Genomic DNA, 1,086 nt, shown 5'->3' with positions numbered 1-1,086 from the left:
TCAGTTCACTGTTCACAGCAAAAAACTCCCCACCTCTCAATTCATAATTCATAATTTATAATTTATAATTCCCACTTCCCTTGGGTGAGGACTAACTATACCGGATTCTGCCCCACCCTAGTCAAACTTATTTTAAATTGGCATAACTATCCATACTCAACGGAACTAAATCGCCATAGATAGTCAAACCTAACAACATTGTTTCATTAGCGGGGATTAACTTGCCTGTAAGAGCGCAAATCTCATTTTTTCTAGCTGTAGCGTTAAATACTGCCCTTATATCGGTGGCACAAAACTGAGGTCGATAATCTCCTGATTTTTGCTGAACGAAATTCCATAAGACATCGCGAATGAGTGCTTGATAACCTTGATTGCCGGAAATCTCTTTCAGCTTGTCTTTGAGGACTCTTTCCAGACGAATGCTGGTGACTTCCATCTCGGTAGTGGTGGTGCGTGTGATTGTCCGCATAATTTTTTCTCCCGAATACTAAACCTATTGGTGTTACAAGTGTAGTATAAGCAAGATACCTTTAACAAGCACAACCGGCGAAACCATCACCTCTTTTGCTCTTTTTATTTTTGTCTCATGCCTATTTTTCTCATTTTTGAACTCTCGAAAATTAATTATGTAACAAGTCCACTGTTAATCCAGTGAGAGTCGAGCATAAACAGCGATCATATTGATCAAATAATAACTATTCTTAATATACCCAAACCCCTAGAAAAAATTGTTATTGTTCCTCAGATTGACAATAGATCTAATTGTCTCCCCTGTAGGTCTTTAACCCTGATATTTTCTTGAGAATCTCTGGATAAATCTAAAGCTTTAATCACCTCTTTTGCCACTGCTTTTACCACGGGAATAGCCACAGAATTACCGAACTGTTTATAAGCTTGGACATCGCTAACAACAATCTGAAAACTATCGGGAAATCCCTGTAATCTTGCCCACTCTCTGGGAGTCATTCTGCGGACAAATAATTTATTTACTTCTCCCTTAATGCGAGTAACGGGAGTAAAATTAGTCAGTCTTTGATCGATAACTAAATTTCTTTCTTTTCCCATACCTCCCACCACAATAGCATT

The 1,086-nt window shown here is 38.3% G+C and carries 2 protein-coding genes; both read right to left on the bottom strand.

The genetic code is table 11. The features are described 5' to 3' along the window. Nucleotides 1–127: 127 nt before the first annotated feature. Complete coding sequence (locus tag PX636_RS10410; protein ID WP_288117054.1) at nt 128–469, bottom strand: hypothetical protein; 342 nt, start codon at nt 467–469, stop codon at nt 128–130. 272 nt (nt 470–741) lie between these two features. Continuing rightward, on the bottom strand, nt 742–1,086 hold a 345-nt coding region (locus tag PX636_RS10405; protein ID WP_288117052.1), incomplete at its 5' end, for a DNA cytosine methyltransferase.

Source organism: Microcystis sp. M53598_WE2 (assembly GCF_030067735.1).
Taxonomy (GTDB): Bacteria; Cyanobacteriota; Cyanobacteriia; order Cyanobacteriales; family Microcystaceae; genus Microcystis; species Microcystis aeruginosa.
The sequence above is the reverse complement of the archived record's forward strand: the minus strand, read 5'-3'. Positions and strand labels throughout refer to the sequence as shown.

Bases quoted from the DNA above. Each gene is read 5' to 3' on its own strand.
- PX636_RS10410 (WP_288117054.1), bottom strand. From the start codon at position 469: ATGCGGACAATCACACGCACCACCACTACCGAGATGGAAGTCACCAGC.